Source organism: Acinetobacter sp. ANC5681 (genome assembly GCF_023488045.1).
Taxonomy (GTDB): Bacteria; Pseudomonadota; Gammaproteobacteria; order Pseudomonadales; family Moraxellaceae; genus Acinetobacter.
Genome location: NZ_JAMFKZ010000034.1, coordinates 1 through 21663 on the forward strand (window position 1 = coordinate 1; position 21663 = coordinate 21663).

Below are 21663 nucleotides of genomic sequence, written 5' to 3' on the forward strand. Positions count from 1 at the left end.
CTCAGGGCGCTTAGCTCAGTTGGTAGAGCGTCTGCCTTACAAGCAGAATGTCGGCGGTTCGATCCCGTCAGCGCCCACCATAAATAGTGACATATACTTCTTAATAGAAGTAACTAGTGCAGCGGTAGTTCAGTTGGTTAGAATATCGGCCTGTCACGCCGAGGGTCGCGGGTTCGAGCCCCGTCCGCTGCGCCATTCTCTTAATACCTTTTTTGAGAATGTTTGTTTTAACAAGTATATTTATACTTGATCTCTGATACGAGTTTACTCTCGCTCAGGGCGCTTAGCTCAGTTGGTAGAGCGTCTGCCTTACAAGCAGAATGTCGGCGGTTCGATCCCGTCAGCGCCCACCATAATTTTTCTTCTAGTTCAAATCCTTGTAATTTATATAGAATTGTTTTATTATTAGCGTCAATAATGATTCTAATATTGAACTATTTTATGAAAAATCCATATCAACGCAAGGCTGCGTCGAAATCACAAACAACAAATTCTAGTTCCTCACCAAAAGATATTTATCGTCAATTTATTCAAAATATTATTATACAAAGGCAAGTTATTGCGCTTTATCATGATGGGTGGGCCTTATGTTCAACCCCATCTGGTCAACACGCATTATCGATTTGGCAAAATAAAGGTTTGGCAAAATTATTGATTAAAGATAATTGGGCTAAATACGAGATTCAGGAAGTATCACTGTGGGTTTTCATTGAAAAGATGATTCCTTTTTTAAAAGAAAATAATACGATTCTATCTTTAGACCTTACCCCAGAGGGTAACAATCTATTGGTTTCACCTGATACTTTTTTATTGGATGTAAAAAATTTCCTTTACCAAATTTATTTACAACGACCAGATGTATTTGCTGAGTTAAAGTTACCTTTGCCTAGAGATATTCGTCTACACAATTAAATGAGATAAATTGATTGGGGGACAACCCCAATCAATATTCATTCAGAAGCCAACCACTGGCATAAGCAAAGTATTCTCTCAACCATGCATTATAGCGTGTGGTCACTGGTGTCGTTGCGCCAAGCATAATGATATTACGATAGCCTTGTTTCTTTGCAATGGCAGCGGCGCGTAATGTGTGGAAATCGCTGGTTACAATCGCGATCGGTTGATGGATGTCAATCAGTTGTGTCTGTAATAAGTGTTGGCTATTTCTAAGATTCAGCTCCGTACTCGTGCTTTTATCTTCTAAGATGATCTGTGAGGCAGGAATATGATAGTGCTGCTGTACATAACGTGACATGACAATCGCTTCACTATCAGTTTCACCAAAATCAATACCACCTGTCATGACTAATTTGGCATGAGGTTGTGCTAAAGCTACAGGGGCAGCACGGTCTAAGCGTTTCGCCAATGTGGCAGAAGGTTGTCCATTTTCAACGCCACTGCCTAACACAATAATGGCTTTAACCGTAGGGATATTTTGAGTTTTGGTATTATTGTCTGAAATGTAATTAAAGAAATAGCCTAAGCTAACGACCCAAATCCAAAAGCACAACCAGCCGAAGCGCCAAATTGAATGTAGACGAAAATGATAGAAGAAGAAACGTTCGATATGATAATAGAAATAAGCATAGAGGCAAAAAAATAGCCCAAGTAGTAGCGGTAGTACTGTTCCAATATGAATCTTTTTAAAGGCGATTAGAATAGCGCCATCTAAGAACAGAACTGAACCGATAAGGGCTAAAACAAGACGAACCCATGAACTTATTTGCATAATCTTAATTGTAGTCAATTTGAATCGTGCTCAGTGTATGCGAAATTCTAAGAAAGGCAAATTCTCTTATGTTTCGATGAAAAAAACGAGTGGCTGGCACTCGTTTTTAGATATCAAAAGGGTTTAATAAACGTCTCGACGATAACGTCCAGCTTGTCTTAATTCATCTAGTTTTTCTTCGCTGAGAATATCTGTCAAAGCTTGATCGACTCCTGAAGCCATGCCTTCGATGCTGCCGCAGACATAAATCACCGCACCTTGATCAATCCATGTGATCAGTTCATCAGCATTGCTTCGCAAAATATCTTGTACATAGATGCGTTGTTCTTGATCACGAGAGAAGGCGAGGTCCAAACGTTGCAAGCTTCCCATATTCAACCACGCTTGAATGGTTTCTTGATAAAAGAAATCATGTTCGCGTTGACGTTCACCGAAGATCAGCCAATTGGCTGTATAGTTTTGTCGATTACGTTGCTGTAATAAACTCATCAAGCCTGCAATGCCTGTGCCATTACCAATACAGATAATTGGACGGTTATCGTCAATCAGATGGAAGGACTCATTGGTCCGAATACGCAGGGCAATGCTATGTTGCAATGGTGAAGATTCAGTGAGCCAACCTGAGCCAAGACCAAGTTGATTCTGTTCATCACGTTTTTGACGAACCACCAGTCTTAGGCGTTGTTGCGAAGGAATACTGGCAATCGAATATTCACGTGTAGGTAGGGTGGGTAGTTGTTCGAGTAAATTTTCAAGTGTACTAAATGGCTGAATCTCAACTCGTAGGTTTCTATTCCACAGGAGCTGTTCAATCTCTTGGTTCAATGATTCAACGACACTGTGTGTTGGAATCTGATACTTGATTAAGAAATCCTGAATGTCGGTTAAGCAATTGGCAGGCTGAATTTCTGCAATATCGCCAGCATGCCAAGTTATATCAGAAGCGGAACGAAGTTCAATATTATAGGCTGCCTGTCCTAAGCTATTAGGGTTGAGCAATGTGCGTTCAGCGAGAGTCCACTGGTCAAACACTTTCTCTATATTCATGGCATGTAGTTCATGCTTAGTCACCACCGAAAGCGCTTGATTCCAGCGTTGAATATCATTGCTATTGGCATTATCTACTTCGATCAAGTCAAATAATGGTTGTGCCTTGCATTGTTTTAACCATGCATCCACGGCATAACCAAAGCTGCAATAGCTGTCAGGATATTCTCTTGATCCTAGTGCAAGCACTGCGTATTGCATATGAGCTAACTCTAGCTTTTGTTGCATCAGTTTTTTGCTAAAACTTGTTGCAAGATCAGGTGCTTCACCTGTGCCATATGTGCTGATTACAAATAAAACCTGTGATGCTTGTTGTAGGTCTTGTTCAGTCAGTTGCTGAACCGGTTTAACCGTCGTTGGTTGTTGCGCTTCCTGCAAGCTGGTCGCAGTACGCCATGCCAATTGTTCAGCTACACCTGTTTGCGTCGCATAAGTGATTAGCCAAGGCTTGGCATTTGGATCAACCTGCTGTGCGTTGAGTGATTGACGTGCCGCTTGGGTCAGCTTTTTCTGCTTGCGACGTTTTAGATACAACATCCAACCCGTTACAAAGAACAGAGGCATGGCCAATGATGCCAGCATGGCAATAAATTGATAAGTCGAACCAAAGAAGCTGCCGCGATGCACAGGCAGCATGCTGCTCATGATTTTTTCATTGAGCTTCTTGTCTTCATACAGTTCAAATTTTTCAAATTTATTGTCTTGATAGTTATAAATCGCTTGGTTACGTGCACGTTCATGTTGAGGAATGGCATCGACAAAAGAGAGTTCAACTTTGGCATCCGCATTTTTGGGAATATTCAGGGTTAAACTTGAGTATTCACGACCAATCTGGGCATTTACCCCAGTCCATGTTTGCGTCAAGATAGTATTAAGCTGTGCGTTTGTCAGCTTAGGTTGTTTATCTTTGCCGCGTTCATTATTTTGTTGATTACGTTGTGGCTGTTCAACGCCCATGACCTTGAACATACCTGCACGCCACCAGTCATAAGACCAATATAAGCCAGTGCAAGCAAACAGTAGATAAAACACAATGACCCAAGTTCCCACCACTGCATGTAGGTCCCAAATAAAATTACGACCTTTTAGTTTTGGCTTAATAAACAGCCATTGTTTAATGCTATGTTTCTTTGGAAAGCGTAGATAGATGCCACTCAATACAAAGAAAATCAGCATCAGCGTGGAAGCACCTGTGATTTGCGCTCCAAATTCTCCAACGGTTAAATTGCGATGTAAACGCTGAATAAATTGTAAGGTATCACGACCTTTAATGTCAGGTAAGACTTCGGCTGTATATGGATTGACCATCATGTTATAACCACGACGCGCACCTTCTTTTTTAATATTGACGGTAGAAGATGCTGTTGGGTCGGCAGCAATAGTAATGCTGTTAATTTCAATTTCGGGTTGTTGCTGATTGAAATGTTGGTATAACTGGGCAGGGCTAAGTTTTGGTGTTTGAGCAGCCTCAACGACATAGCTGTCTTGGTTGAGCCATTTTAAAATTTGCTGTTCATAAGAATAAATTGCACCGGTTACTCCCATTAAAGAAAGTATAAGCCCTGCAGTAATCCCTAAAAACCAATGGATTTGGAAGAAGATTTTTTTAGACATGGTCAAAAATGAAAAGATAATGAAATTTATGTCAAAAATTATAACTCAAGAATACGAACATAATATGGATTTTGTAGGTAATATTGATTTTGATTCTCATTTGTTTTTATGGGGTTGAAAAAACCTCTCATTTCGAGAGGTTTTTAGAATCATAGGCGTTAAATTGACTTTGGTGCGCCTACAACTTCATTTAAATGTTTACGTACCGTGTTAAAAGGGAAATTCTTAGAATCCATACGCTTAGGTAGGATGTAAGCACCTTGTTGTTGTTCGCCTTTTGGTGTTTTTACTTTGAAATTGACTAAAATAAACTCTGGAGAGTTGTACCATTCGTAAATGTCTTTCCAGCCAATGGTCGCAGTACCTTCTTGTAATCCAACTTTCTGGCGCATCACGATACCATGGGGTTGTACGCCTAAACGAAGACCTTTAATCTCTTGAACCGGAAATTCTGTCATTTTGCGTTTAACGTACCACTCAAGACCAAATTTTTTCACAAGATAAAAAAGGATCACAGCAATGATCACAACCCAACACAATACAGTTGAGTAGGTTGAATAATACTTAATCAGTCCTGCTGAAACTAATGAAAGCACCACAAGTGCAATCATAATCATCCATGCTTTTTTACTGAATTTATTGGTACTACGCCAAATCATCAGTTGAGCTTGACGTTGTTCAGCTTCAGAGACTTCGTAAGGAACAGGTTGTAGCGTATAAGCGTATAGCGTTTTGGCGGTCATAGTTTAAAAAATGAGTTTAGAACTAAGTTAAGTTTAACACCAATTGGCACTCAAAGATATTATGCCAATGGCGGATAAATTAAAGAGAAGCAAACTCAGTGCCATCTTCGTTCGGTTCGTGACTGAGACTTTGTTTGAGCATACTTAAACGGGTTAATATGCTAAGCATAAGTGAAAGCTGCTGTAAAATAATCAGAGATTTTTGATTGTTTTCATCATTGCGATTTAAATGCTCACGTATGGTTTGCATCATATTTTGTGCAGATAAATCAGGGACTTCATCTCTAAGCAGAGCACCTTGAATATCATCTAATGCTTGATCGAGCAGGGCTAGAACCTCTTGATCTTGAATTTGTTCGCGATGAGCTCCAAGTGCAGCGATATAACTTAAAAAAGTATGACTTAAGCATAGAAACTCAAAAGCCAAAGTTTTCTGAGTAGATTCAATATTGGGTTCTGTGGCAAGCGTGGAAATAAGAGAAGCAACTTCTGCATCAGTATTGTGCGCAGCGCGCCGAACTACACGATAATTTAATGCATTATTACGACCTTGGTGATATTGCTCAATTACTTCTGCTAAGTAGGTACATTGGGCTTGTAAAGAACGTTGGATCGAGCGAGGTAGCCTGCGGAATTTCCAATCTGGCCAAATGAAACTGACCCCAAACCACGCCAAGGCACAGCCGATCAAGGTATCAATAAAGCGTGGGAAACCTGCCGCAAATGCAGAACCATCTAGATTAAAGTTAATTAAAGCGAGAATCGTAATAAAAGCTGTTGCTTGAGCATACTGTTTACTTCGAAGTTCTAAAAATAATACGCCACTAAGAACTAACATCACCAGTTGCCCTTCAACCGAAGGAATAAAATAGATGATGGTTAGCCCCACGATAATACCGATTAGGGTTCCAACAATTCGCAAATATAAGCGGCGTTTGGTAGCATTAAAGTTAGGTTGGCAAACAAACAATGCTGTGAGCAAAATCCAGTAACCGTAAGCAATGTGGGTTACTTGAATAAAGACATAACCAATAAACAACACGATTGAAAGTCTAACCGCATGGCGAAATAACACAGACTCAGGGGTTAAATGTTGTTTAACACGGACTAGAATATCATTCCAACCTTTTAAATCATCATCTTTTAGTTGATTTTCTACTTGTTGTGCATTGATTAATTTCAGATTTCTTTCCGTTTCTAAATTCTGTAATTGTGCATCAATCGATTTAAGATTTTGATAGAGTGCAAATAATGCATTGATGCGAACTTGATCGTAAAGTCCATCTTCTCTTAATTTGTCTAAGGAAACTCTTAAATTTTCAAAGCTGTGTTTAAAGCGTTTGTTATGCACATAAGGGGTACGGCTTAAAATTGATTGGGCTAAATCCTGACAGGCTTTACCCTGAATCGTGAGAATGCGTTGAAAACGGAATAAAATATCACTGTGTTGAAATACTTTCGCTAGCTTTTGATAATCAATATGTGCGGAGTCTGCACGTTCATGAATATCTTGTGCGATGAAATAGTATTGTAGACTGCGACGTGTATCTTTCTGACCGCGGTCACCTTTTAAGCGGGTTAACAGTGACATTCGCATATCATTAAAAATCGCCACCAATTTGCCATTTTCTAATGCAATATCAATCATACTTTGTTGATAACTGGATGGAGTCATGTCCACATCAAATAAGTTTGATTTAGCAAATAAAAAACTACCTAAAGCATTATAGGATGCATAAAGTTGGTCTTGTACTTTTCGTACAGGGAACAGCAAGAAACTGATTGTTGAAAGTAATCCATACCAAGCGGCTCCCAAAACTAAGAATGCTGGTTGTAAATACCATTGTTCAAATAAGTGTACACCGAGCATGGTATAGACAGAAATCACTAAACATCCGTAAGCGATGGTCGCATAACGCCGCCCCAAAGAGCCTAATAAAATCCATCCAATACAGGAAACAATTAATCCAACTGCAAAAATAATTGGGTAGGGGAATAACAATTGAACCGATGCAGCTGTGATAAAAAAACCAATATAGGTATAAATCTGATTCTGAATACGGACAGAAAAGCGATCATCAATATCACTAATTGCTGCCGCAACAACGCCTAAAGTCAGTGGAATCGTCGCAAGTTGAAAATTTAAAAGATAAGGAACGAATGCTGTTCCTGCGAAAGCAATCAGCATACGTACGTTATACATTAACGTGGTGTTATAGGTGGTTTGTTTTAAACGTGCGAGCCAAGGATTCAATGGTTGTCCTTTTATATTGGGCAATCAATTTATGATCATGCCTGTTAACATTTTTCAGGTATCAGCAGACTCTAATATTATGCACAAATATGGTGAGGATGCTAAGCTTAGAAAAATAAATAAACTTGAAAAGTAGAGGATTATGCAGGTAGAACAATCGAATCAGCGTCAGTATTCAACAGCATGGATTTTGTTACTTGCTTTGTTGACAGCACTTGGTCCATTGTCAATTGATATGTATTTACCCGCATTACCCCAAATGGCAAATGAGTTTGGGGTAAGTACCCAAATGATTGCAAATACATTACCTGCTTACTTTTTGGGTTTAGCCATAGGTCAATTAATTTATGGACCTGTGAGTGATCGTATTGGGCGCAAGCCTCCCTTATATTTTGGGCTTAGCCTTTATGTGATTGCAAGTTTGGCTTGTGCGTTTACGACAAATGAATGGGCTTTGATTGCTGCACGAATTTTTCAGGCTTTAGGTGGTTGTGTTGGTGTTGTAATTGCGAGAGCAGCTATACGTGATCGCTTAGACATGCAAGGTTCAGCTCAAGCTTTTTCAAGCATGATGATCGTAATGGGGCTTGCGCCTATTCTAGCCCCGATGTTTGGTGCATGGATTCTGACTTTTTTCCCATGGCAGGCTATTTTTTTGACGCTAGCAATGATTGGCGTGATCTGCTGGTTGTGTATACATTTCTTCTTTAAAGAATCATTAGCTATTGAACGCCGTTTAAAATTATCAACTTATCAAGTCACTACACTTTATGCTGCAATTCTAAAAGATGACAGCTTCAGATTGCCAATGTTTGCAGGTTGTTTAACTGGCGCAGCATTATTTTGTTATATCAGCTCTGCTTCAGCCGTTTTTATGGGTCAGTACGGACTGTCTCAGCAGCAGTTTTCTTATGCATTTGCATTTAATGCAGCTGGAATTATGTTGATGTCCTCAATCAATAAGCACTTAAATACTCGAATGGGTATTTTTCAGCGGTTACGATTGGGTGGGTCGATTCAATGCTTTGGAGCAGTTGTTGTCATCAGTGCGGGGTTGATGGCGAATGCACCATTGTGGTTATTAATGTCTGGTCTTTTTTTAGTTGTGTCTGGTATTGGATTAACTGGTCCTAATGCAATGGCTTTGGCGATGTCTAAGCAGGGTGCACGTGCTGGGACTGCGAGTGCGATTATGGGAAGTATGCAGTTTGCATGTGGTTTATTAGGTGGTGTGATTTTAAATTTTTTGTTATGGAAAGCGAGCCTCAATATGGGCATTATGATGTTGATGTTTACTAGCGCAGGTTTGTTTGCAATTTTAAAAGTTGGAAAACAGCTACAAAACAGTACCTCTGCGTAGAGATACTGTTATTTAAACAATTTACTGGTCTAAAAATACTGTAAAGTTTTCAACGGGTTCGCGGGGAGTAATGAAGGTATTTACGATATGATTAGGATCAGCATAACCTAAGGCAACGGTACATACTAATTCTTCATCTTCTGGGGCATCTAATACCTCTAAAACGATGGGATGAAAATGATTCCATGCGGCTTGTGGGCACGTATCTAAGCCACGTGCTTTGGCCGCAATCATTACATTTTGGATCATCATGGAAATATCCATTTTTGAACCAATTCCCATTGCTTTATTGACTGTAAAATAAAGTGCGACAGGCGCATCAAACAATTGATAGTTACGCAATTGTTGCGCCGCCATTTTTTCTTTTTCGCCTTTTTGAATACCTAGCAAACCATACAGTCCCCAACCATTTTCACGACGACGATCAATAAATGGTGAAATCCATGTTTCAGGGTAGTAGGCGAAAGTTTCTTGATATTGTTCAGCGAGTTCTGGTTGTTGAAAAAGTGCTTGTTGAGCAGCACAAACTCGCTCAATCATCTCGGCGCGTTTTTGGCCTGTCACCACATAAACTTTCCATGGTTGAGTGTTTGTACCTGATGGCGCACGAGCGGCAACATTTAAAATATCCTTAATTGTCTCTGTTGCAACAGGTGTATCTAAAAATGCACGTACAGAATGACGGGCTGTAATCGCATCATCCACATAACGGATTTGTTCCATGTTCATCTTAAGGTTCCTAAGCTTATGGCTCTTTCTCATGTAATGAGACTATAAAGTAATAAGATAGATTTGAGGATGGGTTTTTAGTCGTAGATTGAGATTTGAATAAAAAATAGTCGAGTAAAGATTAACGAGATGAGATTATCCATAAAATTTTTTAATTTGTTATCTTTATGTGAAAAAGAAATGTATTTGTAACACAATGAAATAGAAATAGTATTTATTGATACACGCTGAAATCGTTATGATGATTGGAATAAAAAAATACACACAATAATCTAAATTTATGCATAATACGCCCTTTTCAAAAATCGATTGGGCTTTTCTAACCAAGAAGGTGAGGGAAGTTTTCTATGATAAGCATATTTATTTACCCAATTTTATGCTTATGAAAAATGTTGAAATATACACGAATACAGGAGCTTCTCATGAGTTTACCTCTCATCCGTAAGCCGTTCATAGTTCAGGGATTGGCGTTTACCATTGCTGTCTTCATGATGAACAATGCGCAGGCTGCTAGCGAACAAGAACAAATTCAACAACTTCGAGATGAAGTAAAAGAATTAAGAGCTTTATTGGAACAATATGTTCCTCAGTCAAAACAAAAAAATAATGTACCGCAGTACGATACCCAGCGATCTACTACTGTTGCTTCAGTATCCACTCAAAATATTTCATCTAATACTCAAATGGCTGCTCAAAAATCGCCTTTGAGTTTTAATTCTGCTTCGGGTGCGCAAGTACAGCTATACGGTTTTTTACGTGGCGATGCCTCGTATCAGGCAAAAGGCGGCGATGCTATTTTTAACCGAATCAATAAAGTTGATCTCGAAGGCAATGAAAAAAATAGTGATCGTTTTTATAGTACGGCAACAGTTACGCGATTAGGTCTAGATTTTAAAGCACCCATTCAAGAAGCAGATGTTGGTGGGAAATTAGAAATTGATTTTCGTGGTGGTAGTAGAAACGATACGATTCGTATCCGTCATGCGTATATGACTTTAAATAATTGGTTATTTGGTCAAACCACATCTACGTTCTTGGCGACAGATTTACAGCCAGAAATGATTGATTTCAATTCTCCTTTAGGGATCGGTACTTATCGTACTCCGATGGTTCGCTATAGCGGAAAATTTAATCCAGACACCAGTTATATGCTTGCTTTAGAAAAAGGCAATGACGACAACCGAGCGCCAGCTTTAACCTCTAAGTTAAAATATGATTTTGATGATGGCAAAGGTACGGCTTCAGCCCGTGTTTTAGTAACAGAAGCGCGTAGCAGAGCGAGTTACGACAAGAATAATAATCAATTAACAGCTGATGATGCTGATCTAGGGTGGGGTATTGCGGTAGGCACTAAGTATAAATTTACTGATTCTTTACAAGCGATGATCGATTATTCGCATGTAAAAGGTGATAGTAAGTTTTTGCTCTATACCAATAGTGCTTTTAATGTAAATCCCAATAATTTTGAGCTGAATCTGAATGAGTTTGATGCACTCACTATTGGTACAACTTATCAAGTTAGCCCTAAATTGCGTAGTACTTTAGCGTATGGTGCAATGTTTGCAAAAGATAATAATCAGTTTGCACAACAAGCCTTTGCGGATACAACCCAGAACAAAACCTTACAACAAGGTTGGTGGAACATCATGTATTCACCAGTTACTCCGATTACGTTTGGTTTGGAATATATCTATGGCGAACGTAAAACCTTTAATGGTCTAAAAGGTAAGGATAACCGTGTAGGCGCAATGGCTCGCTACAACTTCTAGCCTAGTCCTATAAACGTAATCATCCGTGGAAACCAATCACTTTATTTGGTTGAGTTCTTACAAAGAACTGTATGCTTTTTATTAAGTTGATTGAGTTTTCACTCAATTTGAGAGTTACTATTTTATTAGCTACATGATGGAAAAACCGTCTAAAAGACTAATAAAATAAACGGAAGAAGATATGGAATTTACTTTTAATGGTTTTTATACCCTGATTTCAGCCGTCATTGTGCTGCTGTTAGGGCGTTTTCTTGTCAATCAAATTGATTTCTTGCGTCGTTACAATATTCCTGAACCTGTAGCTGGTGGCTTGGTTGCAGCTATTGTTTCGTTATTGGTACATTCAATGTGGGGTTATAGCATTGTTTTTAGTAGCCAATTACAAACGAGTTTTATGCTGATTTTCTTTGCTTCAATTGGTTTGAGTGCCAATTTTATGAAGTTGAAAGAAGGTGGACTTGGGCTGGTTATTTTTCTGGTCTGTGTTGCTTCGTTTATCGTGGTTCAAAATGCTGTCGGCATGAGCCTCGCAAAGCTTTTAGGTATTGATCCTTTGGTCGGATTGATTGCAGGCTCAATTACTTTAACAGGTGGACACGGTACAGCAGGGGCATGGGGTGAAATTCTTGAAAGCCAACATGGAATTCAGGGTGCATTAGCGCTAGGCATGGCAAGTGCAACTTTTGGTTTGATTATCGGCGGCATCATTGGTGGGCCACTTGCAAAACTATTAATCAACCGTTATAGCCTTGCTCAAGAGCAATCATCCACTGCGATTAAGAATCGTGATACCCATTTAGATCAACACCCTGATGAACTCGCACCATTTGAAAATCCACACCAAGTACGTTTAATTACGGCCGATAATGCGATTACCACATTGGGTATGTTTGCGGCGTGTCTAGCATTTGCTGAGTTTATGACAGGTTATAGCAAAGGCACATGGTTTGAGTTACCCACCTTTGTATGGGCATTGGGTGGTGGTGTGGTTTTGCGTAATATTCTGGAAAGCATATTAAAGGTTGATATTTTTGACCGTGCAATTGATGTATTTGGTAATGCGTCGTTATCACTTTATTTGGCAATGGCATTGTTGTCATTAAAGTTGTGGCAATTAGCCGATTTGGCTGGCCCGCTGGTTGTAATTTTGGGTGCACAAACCATTACCATGGCGTTGTATGCAGCATTTATTACTTTCCGTGTCATGGGCAAAAATTATGATGCAGCAGTTCTTGCTGCTGGTCACTGTGGTTTCGGTATGGGAGCAACGCCAACAGCTGTTGCTAACATGCAAGCAATTACCAACATGTATGGACCATCACATAAAGCATTTTTAATTGTTCCGCTTTGTGGTGCGTTCTTTGTTGATTTAATTAATGCAACAGTAATTCAATTAATTTTGAAATTCTTTGCCTAAGTCGGATCAAAAGCCCCATGTGGGGCTTTTTTGGTTCATCGATTGTTATCGTATATGTACTGCCGTACATAAAATATTTTAAAGCGAATAAGTGATGAATGAACAATTAAATGCCACGCTGATGTCGTGGGTACAATTCCTGAATGATCCACTCTGGAATTTTCTGGTCGTCTTATTGGTTGCGGTTGGGGTGTTTTACACATTCGTTACAGGTGCGGTACAGCTTCGCTTGTTCCTGCACAGCATTCTTGTGATGAAAGGAAGCCGTAAAGAGACGCAAGATGAACATGGCATTACACCATTTCAGGCTTTCGTCACGGGTCTTGCAAGCCGTGTCGGTGTTGGTAACGTTGCTGGTGTTGCCATAGCAATCGCCATTGGTGGTCCTGGGGCCGTGTTCTGGATGTGGTTCACTGCCTTTCTTGGCATGAGTTCTGCATTTGTTGAATCATCGCTTGCCCAGTTGTTTAAGGTGAGAGACCATCAAAACAAGCAATTCCGAGGTGGACCTGCGTACTATATTACTCAGGGCTTAAAACAAAAATGGCTGGGGATTGTTTTTGCACTGTCACTTATTCTGGCTTATGGCTTTGTATTTAATGCCGTGCAGGCAAATGCGATTATTGGGGCAACCTCACATGCATGGGGGTGGGATAAAGCCAATTTTGTATTGGGTCTCGGTAGTCTTAATTTTGAAGTGTCATGGGTTGGTATTGCATTGGTGGTTATGACGGCATTGATCATCTTTGGTGGGATCAAGCGTATCGCCAGGGTTGCCGAAGGTATTGTTCCTTTCATGGCATTGCTTTATATCATGGTCGCCTTGTACATCGCGATAACCAACTTGCCGATGTTGCCTGAGATTTTTAAACTGATCTTCACCGAAGCATTCCAGTTCAATGCGGCAGCAGGTGGTTTCTTTGGTGCGATGATTTCTATGGCAATGATGATGGGCATCAAGCGTGGCTTGTTCTCCAACGAGGCAGGCATGGGTTCAGCGCCAAACGCTGCAGCTGCCTCTGATGTGAAGCATCCTGTGAATCAGGGGCTGGTACAAATGCTGGGTGTATTTGTTGATACTTTCGTGGTTTGTTCATGTACTGCGATCATCATCATGGTGTCTGGCCTGTATCATGAAGCTGGCTTTGAGGGCGTGACATTGACCCAAAAAGCATTGGAGAGCCAAATTGGTGGTTGGGGTGGAGGCTTCCTTGCCATTATCCTGTTCCTGTTTGCCTTTACCTCAATTATTGGTAACTATGCCTATGCTGAAAGCAATGTACAGTTCATTAATGACAACCCAAAGGTCATGTTCATTTTCCGCCTGCTGGTATTGGCAATGGTCTATTTCGGGGCGATCACAAGTGTACCTTTAGTCTGGTCAATGGCCGACCTTTCAATGGGCTTGATGGCCACCATTAACCTTGTGGCAATCCTGCTGTTAACACCAATGGCACGCATATTGTTGAAAGATTATACCTCTCAGCTTAAAAAAGGGATCAAGGAACCAGAGTTCAAGATTGATCAATATCCAGAGCTGAAGAAAAAAGTAGATTCTGATATCTGGTAAGTTATTGGATTTATAAAGGCTTACTTCACTAAATTAAAGCCCCTTTCGAGGGGCTTTTTATCAATATATTGTGGATATATACATAAAAATTGATACAGCATTTCACCAATAATGGCGTTAAAATTAAAAGATAGAACCACGTATATATGGCAAGACAGCATATGAAACAGCTTAAATTATTGACGCTTGGACTTTCAATGGTGATTTTGGCGGGTTGTCAAACGACTTCGCATTTAAAACCTTTAGTTGAAGATGCCCAAGTACAAGCAGTTGTTCAGCCCTTTGCACATATTAATCAACAAGAAAAAAGACCCGTTGTTGCCTTAGTACTCGGCAGTGGTGGGGCACGTGGATATGCTCATATCGGCGTACTTGAAGTGTTGGAACAGCAAGGTATTCGCCCTGATTTTATTGTAGGTACAAGTGCAGGCAGTATTGTAGGTTCAATTTATGCAAGTGGTAAATCCGCTGCAGAGTTGAGAGATATTGCGCTTAAGCTTAAGGCTACCGATGTAAGAGAAGTGAATATCAGTTTAAAAGGTTTCTTTGATGGTAAAAAAGTTGAGGACTATGTGAATGAGCAAGTCCAAAACATTCCTTTACAGAAGTTAAAAATCCCGATGTATGTGGTTGCAACGGAATTAAAAGACGGCACCAAAACTGTATTCAATTATGGTAATACAGGCCAAGCAGTACGTGCATCTGCTTCGATTCCGAGTATGTTTATACCAACCAAGATCCGTAATGTGGAATATGTTGATGGTGGCCTAGTCAGTCCTGTGCCTGTACAGGTTGCACGGGATTTAGGCGCAGATGTGGTGATTGCAGTGGATATTTTGGCACAACCTATTCATACTGAAACCAGTAATGTTTGGGGGCTATTCAACCAAAATATCAACATTATGCAAGGACGTTTGGCTGAAGAAGAATTGAAAAATGCAGATATTGTCATTCAGCCTGATCTACGTGAAAAAGCGCATATCTTTGATATCAAAGGCCGTGAAATGACTATGCAAGCGGGTATTGATGCTGCAAAAGAAAAATTGGCCAATATTCAATGGGTAATTAAAAGCAAAACAAAGCAAGTTGATTTAAATCAACAGGATTTAGCTTTAAAAATGAGTAGCCTTGAGCCATAGTTTCTGCAAAATATTGAATTAAGGATAGACAGCGATAATGTTTAAGTTCGTCTATCCAGTTGATGTTTATTAAACAAATTGTAAATACGCTACAAAAAGCTATCAAAAAATTGAGAAAACAGGTAAATAACTACCATTCATTAAACTTTTTTATCAGACAAATTTAAGTTTGAAATTATAGGATGACGTTCCAACGTCAATAGCAACACTACAAGGATTGTTAAACGCGATGTTTAAATCTTTTTTTCCTAACCCACGCTTGTTCTTTATTTCAGTCGTTGTGTGGTTAGCCCTGAATATGCTGCTTTGGTATACAGGTGGTCATAGTTGGGGTGAATATCTTGGTTTTCCTAAAGGTTATGCTGATGCTGAACTTTCGGTCGGGGTCAGCCGTTTTTGGGAATCTTCATCACTTTGGTTCTATTTGTGGTTTATAGTTGCTACAGGGTTGTTTGCAGGGTTCTGGCGATTTTTTTCTGATAATAAATGGCAGAAATGGTCAGTTTGGGGTTCTGCATTTATTTTGTTTAATATCTGGTTTGGCGTGCAGGTAAGTGTTGCGATCAATGCTTGGTATGGTCCATTTTGGGATATGATCCAAAAGATGCTAAGTGAAGGTGGCGGTAATATTAATGATCTATATAAAGGTACGCTAACATTCCTTTATATTGCGATGGTTGCTGTTACATTTGCCGTAATTAATTCCTTTTTCACCAGTCATTATGTATTCCGTTGGCGGACAGCAATGAATGAATACTACACAGAAAATTGGGAGCAATTACGTCACGTTGAGGGTGCTTCGCAGCGTATTCAGGAAGATACGATGCGCTTCGCAACTATCGTCGAGGATTTAGGTGTTGAGTTGATTAAATCAGTGATGGTTCTCATTGCCTTTTTACCGTTATTGTTCAAAATTTCAGAAAAAGTACCTGTCTTACCTGTCGTTGGTGAAATCAAACACTCATTGGTGTGGGCGGCTGTGGTTTGGGCTATCGTGGGTACGATTATTTTAATGTTTGTCGGGCAAAAACTACCAGGCTTGCAATTTAACAATCAAAAAGTTGAAGCAGCCTATCGTAAGGAACTGGTTTATGGTGAAGATCATCCGAATAGAGCTGATCCAATCACGTTAAAAGAGTTATTCAGTAAAGTTCGTTTAAATTATTTTAGACTTTATTTCCACTATGCTTATTTTAATCTAGTCGCGATTTGGTATAAGCAACTCGATGTTTTATACAGCTTAGTTGTCCTATTTCCAGCGATTGCATCAGGTAAAATGACTTTAGGCTTGATCAACCAAATCAGTAACATCTTTGATAAAGTGCGTGAATCATTTCAATATCTGATCAGTTCTTGGAAAACGATTATTGAATTACTCTCAATTTATAAACGTTTAAAAGCTTTCGAGTCAATTTTAAAAAAATAAGTGTGATTAAAAAAACCTGCAACTTAGCAGGTTTTTTTGTGCCTATGATTTGATTAGTGAGTTGCGTTGTAAAAATTTAGAATAGTTCCAACCAAATGCTGTTCTGATTGATCAATGGTGACTTTGATTTCTCTAAAGTTAAACGTGTCTTCATCTTGATATTTGGCTACGCCATATGTTCTGTTCTTCAGCTTAGGAATCTGATAACTAAAGAAAGCGATTTGTTTTGAAGGGTGTACGATCTTTAGTAATTTAAGTGGATCTTGATAACCGCCGTATTCATATTCCACACTTTGTTTTAAAAGATGTGGAAAATAAAGCGTCGCATTTGGCATGCCGCAACCTACACAAAATGATGAATCATAAAGCTGAATTGCTTGTTTCTGATTTGGACTCATAATTAAGGCAGATCCAGTACCATTCGCTCCTGCATTTGATTGTATGTCTTGCCAATTTCTAGGTACAAGCACGATTCCTATTTCAGGAATAGCCCATAACTTGAGTTGTTCAGCTTGTTTAGCATCTAATTTAAAATCGAAATGACAGCTTTTTGCGGAACATGATTTAAAGTCTTTTAATAAACTATCTTCCATAGGGTTGAGTGCGGTTACCCCGTAAAAAGGCACTCGAACATCATTTGTAAAAGAAGCTTCACCGAGAGGGTAAATTTGATTTTCTGCTTTTCGTTCTTTTGCACTATTTGAAAACTGAGGGAAATTTGCTTTAAATACTGTAATCTCAGCATGAATGGCTGAGGAGAACATACTCATTAAAATCGTGGGAAATAAAATTGTTCTTTTCATTTTTAAATTTGACCAAACTCAGTTTGCTTTAAGCTAGTATCTTCTGCAATAAAATGACATATGACAAGTGTAGATCAGCCCTTTAAACTGTTTTCAAGTTTGATAATAAATATGAGTAATACAGAATGATACCAGTGAAGAATATACTTTCAGTTTGCTGCTTTATGGCACTAAGTTCTACTAGCTTCGCACAAGAAATCAAAGGTATTTCATTTTCACATCAAGATTGGGAAATTTACTGTAGCAATACAGGAACCTGTCGAGCTGCGGGCTATCACAATGAATCTAGTGATGATTATCCAGCATCAATCTTATTGACACGTCAGGCGGGCAAAGCTCAGCAAGTCACAGGCGAGTTTGCTTTGGGTGATGGGTTTACCGAACCTCAAATTCCTAAAAATCAGCTTAAAAATATTCATTTTTATGTCAATGGCAAGGATTTAGGGGCTGTTTTGGTAGATGGCACTGAATTTCCACTTATGGGTAGATTGACCGCAGCACAGGTGAATGGATTGTTGCAACAAGCCAGTGGAAAAGCAGACATAGTATTTAAAAACAACCGACTGCAATGGAATATTTCGGATGCGGGTATGACCGCAAGCTTATTAAAAATTGATGATTTTCAGAAACGTGTTGGAACGACAGGGGCATTGGTCAAAAAAGGGAAAATGAGCGAAGTAAAAGTTTTGGCAGCTCAACCGAAATTGATGGTGAAACAGGTTAAAACAGCCAGCAAACCTTATTTAACCCTACAGCCTAATAATAAGCAGCATCAGTCAGTGTATAAATCATTGATGGCAACACAACCCACACCCAAACAAGGTGGTTTTTGTGAGGGAGTTTATACTAGTGATGGCGTAAAACCTCAGTCGATTGAACTTTACAAATTAAGCAATAAAAAAGTATTGGCAACGACTCTGTGCTGGCGAGGAGCATATAACGAGGGATATGGAGCTTGGGTGCTGGATGAGTCTTTAACAGGAAAAGCAATCTTTGTGACTGAACATGCCTCAGATTCTGGGGATGGGATAATCAGTAGCTCACAAAAAGGACGCGGAATTGGAGACTGCTGGTCAAGTGATGAATGGGTTTGGGATGGGCAGAAATTTGTACATACCAAAGATATGTGGACAGGTATGTGTAAAGGGCTTGCTGCGGGCGGAGTATGGGAGCTTGATAAAATCGAAGCAGTTGTAAAATAGCATTTTGAATATATAAAAATAGCCTAAGGAAATATCATGCTGAATCATAAAATTCATTTACGTGGGCTGATTTTAACAGTTTCATTCAGCTGCTTTAGTTCCTCAATTTTTGCTGCACCGTTGCAGATTTTAGAGTTTAAAAAAGGACAACTCAGCCAAGTTGAACAAACGCAAATATGTGAGCAACTTAAAGGTATCTGTCCACAGCAAGCACAATGGCGTAGTTTAAAAACTGCGGATCAAAATCTATGGTTATTGTCAGGAAGTGATATTGCTCAATTTCATCTATCAACAACTGGACTGAAATTATCTCATCAGTGGCATATGCAATTAGCGCCCTCTGAGGAAACAGCACGGTCTACCCAATATGTTTTTCCTAAACTATTTCCTATGGATCAAAACCGTTATGCCGTTGCCGTGATTGATACTTTTTCAGAAATGTATTCGGGTGGTGGGGCAGGGATTGAGCGCGCTAGTTTTTATGAATTAAAGGATTCAGGGCAGACACATCGCTTTATTGAAAATTATCCTTTTAGTTTTAATCGCATGATTCGGGCATGTTTCTCTGAACAGGATTATGAAAGTTCTAGAGGCAAGTGCCATGATGAAGATCGTTTGAGTCTAGATATTCGTCGGATTAAACCGATGTTGTGGCAATTCCGTTATCGTTATAGTTTAGAAGTCTCACCAGCATCAGATTCAGGTGAGAAATCATTTAAGGGGAGTCGCAATCTCAATATTGATCTAAACAAAGTGCCAAAGCAGCCAAATATTCCTGCACATTGGGATTATCAAGGACAAGGTTAAATTCGGGTTTTACATTTTGCCTAAGTTTTAAAGGTTTGGGCTTACGCAATTTATAGCGTCATAACAGATGATTTGTATAGTGCGTGGTACAAAGAGACTGATTGCTTTTTGGAACTTTGCTTATGTCTCCTACTATTTATACCTCATCTCGCCGTAAATTTTCTCATTTGAGTCGTTCTGTATTGATGGCTGCGGCTGTGTTGGGGACAATGCAAATAGCTATAGCAGGGCCAACAGTTGATCAACTGAGTGATTGTTTGGTGAAAGCCACGACAGCAGCAGATAAAACCACGGTGTTGCAATGGACATTTACGGCTTTAGCAGCGCATCCTGATTTAAAGGGTTTTAGTAGTGTCACGCCTGAGCAAAAGAATCAGTTAGATCAGAAATTGGCACAAGTTTTACAGCGTGTGATTGTTGAACAGTGTTCGACTCAGACTAAGGCTGTGATTCAGGCTGAGGGGATTCAAGCTGTTGGCGAAGCTTTTCAGAAGTTAGGTCAGAGTGCGGGTGAGGATATTGTCAAAGATCCAGCGGTCAGACAGCAGTTGCAAGGTACCTTGCGTTATATTGATTTAAATAAATTGGTCACGACTTTTTTAACACCTGATATTTGGAATAAATTGGGCGTGGTGAGAAAGGAATAATATTTTTCTATCTTTAGGTATGTACTATGAAGAATAATTAGTTACTCTTCTATTTGTGGATTTAAGATTGTAACTATTTGATTTGTTTTAAAATGAAAATACTTAAAAGTACGAGAGTTTTTTTAAGTGTACAAGTACTTTAGCTTAATTTTAAAGAAAATTTAAGAGTTCTTATATATGAGATTGTGTTAGATAAGTTAAGATAATCACCAACATTTAACCTTTAAAAAAATCAAGCAATGAGTGACTGTAAGATTTTCCTAAGAGTTGTTGGGGTGATAGCAATTTGGGGAGTAGTTTTTTATTTTGCCCAGCTTTATTATTTCTTTTACGTAGATGTGCTTAAAACTGAAAATGCTATTTTGAGAAATCAATTCCCTTATTTACTTCCAAATGCCAAAGAAGAGTATGTATCGACATGGGGAGCTTTTGGTGATTTTGTGGGGGGGACTTTAAATCCAATAATTGGCTTAATTAGTGTTTTATTATTATTTGCAACATGGCTGATAACTTCTAAGACTTTAGATGTAAGTAAAAAAGAGTTAAGAAATAGTAATGAGTTACTAAGTAATCAACAGTTTGATGCAATATTCTGGGGGTTATTTCATAATCTTAAAAGAATTGAAGAAATATTATATAAAACAGGTGATTATGGACAGATAAAAATAAATGAAATTTATCATGATGTTTTTAGATGCCAGTTCAGTGGTCGAGATAAAGACCATTCTAGCAGAAGAGAGAAAATCTTAAAAAATGCTGAACTTTCACAATATTTTATTTGTCTTTATCAAATTTTTAAGAATATTGATGGTAGGATCTCTTTAGATAACAAGGAAGAGGAACAAAAGATCAAAAAAGCATATTCCAATATTTTGAGAGCAAGTACTCCAACAAAATTACTTCAATTACTTGCTGTAAATTGCCATGAGGAATTTGAAAAATATAAACGGTTTCTAGAAGATTCTAATTTTTTAGAACACATGCCATTTTATATAATTGAACATGAGAAATCCCTGAATTTAGGTCTAATCGAATGTATAGTAACCTATGATGAAAAAGTATTTGATAAATCTATTTACTTTAAAGAATTTAAAACAAAAGACTTTTTAAATATATTTTTTGAGAAGAAAATTCAGAACTACAAGCTTTATATTAACAATTATTTGATGAAAAAATTTAATGGAGAAAAGTTTATTGAAAATAAAAATATTGATTTGAAAATATATCTAGACTGGAATCGAGCTAATTTTCAACTAGCGTGGTGGGGTAGCTGTCAGGGACAAGAAATGCTAAGAGAAACTTGTAGCTGGTATGTCTCAATGAGTTGATGTGTGCTGAATTAGCAGGAGACTTTCACTTGGGAGATTCTAGGCAGCTAACCGATAAAAGTCTTCTGCCATTTGATTT

Annotated in this window: 17 protein-coding genes and 3 tRNA genes; 14 read left to right on the forward strand and 6 right to left on the reverse strand. The window is 38.8% G+C overall.

Annotated elements, in window-relative coordinates; translation table 11 throughout:
* Nucleotides 1-4: 4 nt before the first annotated feature.
* The 4 genes from M5121_RS13770 to M5121_RS13785 all read left to right on the forward strand — a co-directional run bounded on the left by M5121_RS13770 (nucleotide 5) and on the right by M5121_RS13785 (nucleotide 912).
* Nucleotides 5-80, forward strand: a tRNA-Val gene (locus tag M5121_RS13770).
* 38 nt (nucleotides 81-118) lie between these two features.
* Nucleotides 119-195 (forward strand) — tRNA-Asp (locus tag M5121_RS13775).
* A gap of 82 nt (nucleotides 196-277) precedes the next feature.
* A tRNA-Val gene (locus M5121_RS13780) sits at nucleotides 278-353 on the forward strand.
* A gap of 88 nt (nucleotides 354-441) precedes the next feature.
* Nucleotides 442-912: a DUF2750 domain-containing protein gene (locus tag M5121_RS13785; RefSeq protein ID WP_005161994.1), complete on the forward strand. Its 471-nt coding sequence runs from the start codon at nucleotides 442-444 to the stop codon at nucleotides 910-912.
* 31 nt (nucleotides 913-943) lie between these two features.
* Here M5121_RS13785 and M5121_RS13790 read toward each other — a convergent pair whose 3' ends face one another.
* From M5121_RS13790 to yccS, 4 genes are all read right to left on the reverse strand, one after another.
* Nucleotides 944-1729, reverse strand: a complete 786-nt coding sequence (locus M5121_RS13790) for a YdcF family protein (protein WP_249571486.1) — start codon at nucleotides 1727-1729, stop codon at nucleotides 944-946.
* A gap of 123 nt (nucleotides 1730-1852) precedes the next feature.
* Nucleotides 1853-4390, reverse strand: a complete 2538-nt coding sequence (locus M5121_RS13795; RefSeq protein WP_249571487.1) for a PepSY domain-containing protein — start codon at nucleotides 4388-4390, stop codon at nucleotides 1853-1855.
* A gap of 158 nt (nucleotides 4391-4548) precedes the next feature.
* On the reverse strand, nucleotides 4549-5133 hold the full coding sequence (locus M5121_RS13800) for a YcxB family protein (protein ID WP_005161985.1): 585 nt from the start codon (nucleotides 5131-5133) through the stop codon (nucleotides 4549-4551).
* 79 nt (nucleotides 5134-5212) lie between these two features.
* Nucleotides 5213-7387, reverse strand: a complete 2175-nt coding sequence (gene yccS, locus M5121_RS13805) for a YccS family putative transporter (RefSeq protein WP_249571488.1) — start codon at nucleotides 7385-7387, stop codon at nucleotides 5213-5215.
* A gap of 142 nt (nucleotides 7388-7529) precedes the next feature.
* On the opposite strand from yccS, the gene M5121_RS13810 reads away from it, so the two are divergent.
* Nucleotides 7530-8747 carry a multidrug effflux MFS transporter gene (locus M5121_RS13810; protein ID WP_249571489.1) on the forward strand — a complete coding sequence of 406 codons (1218 nt, stop codon included), beginning with the start codon at nucleotides 7530-7532 and terminating at the stop codon, nucleotides 8745-8747.
* A gap of 21 nt (nucleotides 8748-8768) precedes the next feature.
* Here the strand turns inward: M5121_RS13810 and M5121_RS13815 are convergent, their stop codons facing one another.
* Nucleotides 8769-9476, reverse strand: coding sequence for a nitroreductase (locus M5121_RS13815; protein WP_087535729.1), 708 nt, complete (start codon nucleotides 9474-9476; stop codon nucleotides 8769-8771).
* Between the two features lie 422 nt (nucleotides 9477-9898).
* Between M5121_RS13815 and M5121_RS13820 the strand changes: the two genes are divergently transcribed.
* The 5 genes from M5121_RS13820 to sbmA all read left to right on the forward strand — a co-directional run bounded on the left by M5121_RS13820 (nucleotide 9899) and on the right by sbmA (nucleotide 16797).
* On the forward strand, nucleotides 9899-11245 hold the full coding sequence (locus M5121_RS13820; protein WP_249571490.1) for a DcaP family trimeric outer membrane transporter: 1347 nt from the start codon (nucleotides 9899-9901) through the stop codon (nucleotides 11243-11245).
* 181 nt (nucleotides 11246-11426) lie between these two features.
* A complete protein-coding gene (gltS, locus tag M5121_RS13825; protein ID WP_249571491.1) occupies nucleotides 11427-12662 on the forward strand; it encodes a sodium/glutamate symporter in 1236 nt (411 codons plus the stop codon).
* Between the two features lie 94 nt (nucleotides 12663-12756).
* Entirely contained in the window at nucleotides 12757-14232 is a 1476-nt protein-coding gene (locus M5121_RS13830) for an alanine/glycine:cation symporter family protein (RefSeq protein WP_249571492.1), read from the forward strand.
* 161 nt (nucleotides 14233-14393) lie between these two features.
* The gene (locus M5121_RS13835; protein WP_034602859.1) at nucleotides 14394-15371 is read left to right on the forward strand and encodes a patatin-like phospholipase family protein; all 978 of its coding nucleotides are present in this window, start codon (nucleotides 14394-14396) and stop codon (nucleotides 15369-15371) included.
* Nucleotides 15372-15600: 229 nt separating this feature from the next.
* Nucleotides 15601-16797: a peptide antibiotic transporter SbmA gene (sbmA, locus tag M5121_RS13840; RefSeq protein ID WP_249571493.1), complete on the forward strand. Its 1197-nt coding sequence runs from the start codon at nucleotides 15601-15603 to the stop codon at nucleotides 16795-16797.
* Between the two features lie 53 nt (nucleotides 16798-16850).
* Here sbmA and M5121_RS13845 read toward each other — a convergent pair whose 3' ends face one another.
* Nucleotides 16851-17600 carry a DUF4850 domain-containing protein gene (locus M5121_RS13845; RefSeq protein ID WP_249571494.1) on the reverse strand — a complete coding sequence of 250 codons (750 nt, stop codon included), beginning with the start codon at nucleotides 17598-17600 and terminating at the stop codon, nucleotides 16851-16853.
* A 125-nt stretch (nucleotides 17601-17725) separates the two neighbouring features.
* Between M5121_RS13845 and M5121_RS13850 the strand changes: the two genes are divergently transcribed.
* The 4 genes from M5121_RS13850 (at nucleotide 17726) to M5121_RS13865 (ending at nucleotide 21584) form a co-directional block, all read left to right on the forward strand.
* Nucleotides 17726-18802, forward strand: coding sequence for a DUF1176 domain-containing protein (locus M5121_RS13850; RefSeq protein WP_249571495.1), 1077 nt, complete (start codon nucleotides 17726-17728; stop codon nucleotides 18800-18802).
* 36 nt (nucleotides 18803-18838) lie between these two features.
* Nucleotides 18839-19609, forward strand: a complete 771-nt coding sequence (locus tag M5121_RS13855) for a hypothetical protein (RefSeq protein WP_249571496.1) — start codon at nucleotides 18839-18841, stop codon at nucleotides 19607-19609.
* Nucleotides 19610-19731: 122 nt separating this feature from the next.
* Nucleotides 19732-20256 carry a hypothetical protein gene (locus M5121_RS13860; protein ID WP_249571497.1) on the forward strand — a complete coding sequence of 175 codons (525 nt, stop codon included), beginning with the start codon at nucleotides 19732-19734 and terminating at the stop codon, nucleotides 20254-20256.
* Between the two features lie 275 nt (nucleotides 20257-20531).
* Nucleotides 20532-21584 carry a putative phage abortive infection protein gene (locus tag M5121_RS13865; RefSeq protein ID WP_249571498.1) on the forward strand — a complete coding sequence of 351 codons (1053 nt, stop codon included), beginning with the start codon at nucleotides 20532-20534 and terminating at the stop codon, nucleotides 21582-21584.
* The last annotated feature ends 79 nt before the right edge of the window (nucleotides 21585-21663 follow it).